Below are 4859 nucleotides of genomic sequence, written 5' to 3' on the forward strand. Positions count from 1 at the left end.
GTGCTGCTGTGCCGGGTCACGTCTCTATGTAGAGCAGGAAGTCTTTGATCGCGTTGTAGAGGGTGTGGCTGAAGAGGCCAAGAAGATCCGCCTTGGGCCGGGCTTTGATCCGGCGACCCAGATGGGGCCACTGGTCTCTGAGGAGCAATTGCAGCGCGTTTCTGGCTACATTGAGGCCGGCCTCGCTGATGGTGCTAAGCCGCTGTGCGGAGCCAAGCGTTACGGCGACCAGGGCTACTTTGTCGAGCCAACCGTCTTGGTCAATGTGCGCCAGGACATGAAGGTGGTGCAAGAGGAGATCTTCGGGCCGGTGGTCACGGCGATGCCAATTAAGGAGCTGGACGAGATCCCGCCAGTCGCCAACGATACGATCTATGGTCTGGCGGCAGGGATCTGGACGCGCGATATCAGTAAGGCCCATCGTCTGGCACAGCAGTTGCGTGCTGGCACGGTTTATATCAACTGCTATAATGTTTTTGATGCCGCGCTCCCCTTCGGTGGTTACAAGCAATCGGGCTGGGGGCGCGAGATGGGTCACGAGGTGCTGGAGAACTACACCGAGCTGAAATCGGTCTGTATTGGCCTCTGAAACCGCGAACGCACTGGTGTCGTATCGCTAGTGTGAGCATAAGGTGATGCTCAGCGAGCATGGTGGAGCTTCTCAGATGCAGGGAGGCGCTGCCATGCTCGCAGTTTGTCTGAGCGATGGGCTTGCGCTCACAGGTGCGCTGCACTCCAGACCTGCGAGCGCAGGAGCAAGAAAAAAGGAGGACGAAGCGCGATGCCACTTCAATTTAGTGCCCGTAATCGTTTGCAAGCAACGGTGAAAGCGGTCAAGTTGGGCGATGTGATGGCCGAAGTGACCGTCGCCTTGCCGGATGGGCAAGAGCTGGTCGCTGCTATCACACGTACCTCGGCAGAGACCTTACAGCTCCAGCCGGGCGATCAGGTTGTCGCCATCATTAAATCGACCGAGGTCATGGTCGGCAAGGAAGTCTAAACGGGGCTGCAAGGGGCCAAGGCTCGTCTAGCTGACGCCCGCCAGCGGTTGGGACTGAGACAGGCTGGCCTGTCTAGGCAGGGGGGCGCCGCCTGGCATCGGGAGAAAGCCTGACTGACGCGGGGCAAGGGTGCTGCTCGTAGGCGAGTAGTGACCTGGCCTGGCAGGGCTTGATTGTTGACCCGCGGGGCTGCTATCATGAGCGAGACAACCCCAGTTCATAGATAGCGCGCGAGGGTTACCATGCTCGATCTCAGCGATATCCCGCTCGTTGATAATCACTGTCACCCGGTCGTGCTAGATCAGCATATGGATCTGGTACGCTTCCGTAGCTATTTCACCGAAGCCACTGACCCCAGCTTTGCCCAGCGTCATGTTGCCGAGTCGGTCTACTACCTCTGGCTGGTGCGTCAGGCAACAGCCTTCTATGGCTGCCCGGCAAATGAAGAGGCGCTGATCGCGGCTCGCAATGCTCTGGAGAGCGATGTGATTCTGGCGCGCCTCTTGCAGGCCGCTAACCTGGCTGCGCTGGTCATCGACACTGGCTTCCCCGAAGGCCCCCACATTTATTCTCCAGAGCGGATGGGCGAGCTAGGTCACTGTCGCGCTGCCAGACTCTTCCGCCTGGAGCCGCTGATGCAGCGCCTCGTGATGGCCCACAGCGACTTTGATGAGATGGTGGCTCACTATGAGCAAGAGGTGAGCACTATCCGCGAACGCGGCTTCTGTGGCTTTAAGAGTATTGTGGCCTATCGCACCGGCCTGAATATTCTGGAATGGACTAAAGATGAGGCAGTAGCGGCCTTCACTCAGGCGCGGGCTGAGGGGCTGCGCCAGGGTTCTCTGCGCATCAATCATAAGCCTTTGCTGGATTATCTGCTACATATTGCTTTCCGCTATGCTTCGCAACAAGGGCTGCCAGTGCAATTCCACACAGGCTATGGTGATAGAGATACGAATCTGCTGCTGGGTAACCCGCTGCATCTGCGCAACATTATGGAGCGCGATGATTATCGGGGGATGGCCATTGTCTTGCTCCATGAAAGCTATCCTTATGTGCAGTTAGGTTCCTATCTGGCAGCCATTTATCCTCATGTCTATTTCGACCTGTCGTATTGTATCCCCTTTGTTGATCGGCTTGAGATGCTGGCCTTTACACGCCAGGCGCTAGGGGTAGCTCCGGCCAGTAAGCTTGTCTATAGCTCTGACGGCGTCCATCTACCAGAAATGCATTGGGCGGCGGCCTTGCGCGGTCGTTCGATCCTCGCTCAGGTTCTGCAGGAGATGATCAATGCCGATGAGTTAGACTATGAGCAGGCGCGTCATATAGCGCAGCTCATTCTGCATGATAATGCCTGGCGGCTCTATGGTCTCAGCGACTGAGCCAGCCTGGGTCATGGCTGATTGGCCCTCGTGTAAGGCGGTCGGGGAGGCGCTGGGCGCTGTGAGTGCTTGGAGGAGAACAGGGAATGAGCGCGGAAAAGAGTGAAGCGGAGGCCCTGGCGGGAAGTGCGGCCCGCTTTCGTGTAGGCGTTTTTGCTCTTATCTTTGATGAGGCCGGGCGAGTCCTGCTTGTCCATCGCAACGATATCGACTGGTGGAATCTCCCTGGGGGAGGGATGGAGCTGGGGGAGACGGTTGATGAGGCGGTCAAGCGTGAGGTGCGCGAGGAGACGGGGCTTGAGGTGACCGTCGAGCGATTGGTTGGGGTCTACTCCAAGCCTCAGAAACAGGAGGTGGTCCTCACCTTCCGCTGCCGTGTCGTCGGCGGGATGCTCACGTCCACCGAGGAGGCCCGCGACTGTCGTTATTTCCCTCCCGAGGCGCTGCCAGCCAATACGCTGCCCAAACATCGGCAGCGTATTGAGGATGCGCTGCTCAATCGGGCTGAGGCCGTGCTACGAGCCCAGCGCAGCAGCACCGCCGAGGATCAGGGACTGACGCCGTAAGTCAGTCGGCATGGCAACGCCGAGAGAGAAGAAGAGGCCGGGAGACGGGCGAGCGAGACGCCCGATCCCGGTGCCGCGGCCTGCTAGTTCTCCTCGCGCAGCACCAGCGCGCTGCGCGGAGCCAGGCGCACCTGTCCGCTGATGATCTCATCCTGGGGCAGCCGTCGGAAACGGCCGCTGGGGAGGGAAAGCCTGACTTCGTGTTGGTTATGGTTTAGGAGAAAGTAGATGCTGCGCTCATCTGAGGCAACACGGCGCGAGACCTCGACGCCGGCGGGGGCTTCCAGTAGAGGCGTCAGGCCAGCTTCCTGGCATAGGTGGCTCAGGAGCCGCTGGAGAAACGCCTGCTCCGGCTGGGTGGCCAGGTAGTAGGCGCGCCCCTGACCAAAGTCATGCGCGGTCAGGGCGGGGCCCCCCGCATAGTAGTCGCTGGCGAAGCGTCCAAGAGCCTGAGCCCCTTCCAACTCCAGAACCTCGCCCCAGAGGCTGCAGGCGAAGCGTCCCTGTAGCGGACCCTCTTCGATGACCAGCGTGTTGCTCATCGCCTCGGTCCAGGGATCGAATTCCGCCACGCGCAGGCCCAAGAGCCGGCGTAGCTCTGCCGGGTAGCCGCCTGTCACCACGCGGTCGTTGGCATCAACGATGCCGCTAAAGAAGGTAGTGAGCAAGATCCCTCCTCCGGCAACAAAGGCCTCCAGCTTCTCGGCCAGGCCTGGGCGCAGTAGATAGAGCAGCGGGGCCACCAGCAGCCGGTAGCCTTGCCAGTCGCTGTCTGGCGAGACCACCGCCACGGGAATGTTCAAAGCATAGAGGGGCTGATGGTAGGTCAGGAGCAGATCCCAGTAGCGCAGGCGATCACTGGGACCGGGCTGGTACTCCACAGCCCACCAGTTTTCCCAGTCCATCAGGAGGGCCGCCTGAGCTGGCAGCCGACTGCCAGCGACGAAGGGGGCAAGCTGCTTCAGTTCGGTGCCAATCTCTTCGACCTCGCGGAAGATGCGCGCCCGTTCGCTGCCGTCATGAGAGACGATGGCGCTGTGGAACTTCTCTGCGCCGGCGCGCGATTGCCGCCATTGGAAATAGAGAACGCCATCGGCCCCGCGGGCCACGGCCTGAAGGCTCTGGAGGCGCAGCTCGCCGGGCCGACGCTGGGGGTTCTGGGGGCGCCAGTTGACTGGGCCAGGTGCCTGCTCCATCACCAGATGCGGCTGACCACCCTTGAGCGAGCGCATCAGATCGTGAGCAAAAGCCACCTCGCTCGGGGGAGTCGTGGGGGCCGGATAGTTGTCGAAGGCGATCACATCTAGATGCGGCGCCCAGGCGAAATAATCCAGCGGCTTAAAGCCCGCCATCAGGTTGGTCGTTACCGGTATCTGCGGCGTAATTTCTCGCAAGATACGAGCTTCATTCAGGAAGCACTCCAGCAGTGAATCTGACATAAAGCGCTGGTAGTCCAGACAGAGGCTGGGAGAAGGCTGAGCCGGCGTCAGACGGGGAGGTAGGATCTCCTCCCAGTGGTGGTAGCGTTGTCCCCAGAAGGTTGTTCCCCAGGCCTCATTGAGGGCCTCGAGCGAGCCATAGCGCTGCTGAAGCCAGGAGCGGAAGGCAACAGCGCAGTTATCACAATAGCAGGCCGGGACATGGCAGCCATATTCATTGTTGACGTGCCACAGGCGCAGAGCCGGATGCTGGCGATAGCGTTGGGCGAGCTGACGCACCAGCTCAGCGGCCTCACGGCGGTAGTTTTTGCTGTTGGGGCAGAAATGCTGACGTGAGCCGTGGAAGAGGCGCAGGCCCTCGCGCGTCATCGGTAAAATATCGGGGTACTGGCGGCTCATCCAGGGGGGAGGGGCAGCGGTGGCTGTGCCCAGGTCGGCGGCGATCCCATGCTCGGCCAGCAGGTCCATCAC

5 protein-coding genes are annotated in these 4859 nt (G+C 60.6%); 4 read left to right on the top strand and 1 reads right to left on the bottom strand.

Translation table 11 applies throughout. The annotated features are described in order from the left end of the window. The 4 genes from IRZ24_RS16755 to IRZ24_RS16770 form a co-directional block, all read left to right on the top strand. The coding region (locus IRZ24_RS16755; RefSeq protein WP_297166633.1) for an aldehyde dehydrogenase family protein at positions 1-589 on the top strand (589 nt) is incomplete at its 5' end. Between the two features lie 192 nt (positions 590-781). Further along, positions 782-1000 (top strand): TOBE domain-containing protein, encoded by a 219-nt coding sequence (locus IRZ24_RS16760; RefSeq protein ID WP_297166636.1) that lies wholly within the window; start codon positions 782-784, stop codon positions 998-1000. Between the two features lie 243 nt (positions 1001-1243). After that, complete coding sequence (locus tag IRZ24_RS16765) at positions 1244-2383, top strand: amidohydrolase family protein (RefSeq protein ID WP_297166639.1); 1140 nt, start codon at positions 1244-1246, stop codon at positions 2381-2383. Positions 2384-2469: 86 nt separating this feature from the next. Next, positions 2470-2949, top strand: a complete 480-nt coding sequence (locus tag IRZ24_RS16770; RefSeq protein ID WP_297166642.1) for an NUDIX domain-containing protein — start codon at positions 2470-2472, stop codon at positions 2947-2949. An 83-nt stretch (positions 2950-3032) separates the two neighbouring features. On the opposite strand, the gene IRZ24_RS16775 is transcribed toward IRZ24_RS16770, so the two are convergent. Next, the coding region (locus IRZ24_RS16775; protein ID WP_297166643.1) for a beta-galactosidase at positions 3033-4859 on the bottom strand (1827 nt) is incomplete at its 5' end.

Source organism: Thermogemmatispora sp., assembly GCF_019683755.1.
In the GTDB taxonomy this organism is placed as follows: domain Bacteria; phylum Chloroflexota; class Ktedonobacteria; order Ktedonobacterales; family Ktedonobacteraceae; genus Thermogemmatispora.

Coding starts and splice junctions, on each gene's coding strand:
- IRZ24_RS16760 (WP_297166636.1), top strand. CDS start 782: ATGCCACTTCAATTTAGTGCCCGTAATCGTTTGCAAGCAACGGTGAAA.
- IRZ24_RS16765 (WP_297166639.1), top strand. CDS start 1,244: ATGCTCGATCTCAGCGATATCCCGCTCGTTGATAATCACTGTCACCCG.
- IRZ24_RS16770 (WP_297166642.1), top strand. CDS start 2,470: ATGAGCGCGGAAAAGAGTGAAGCGGAGGCCCTGGCGGGAAGTGCGGCC.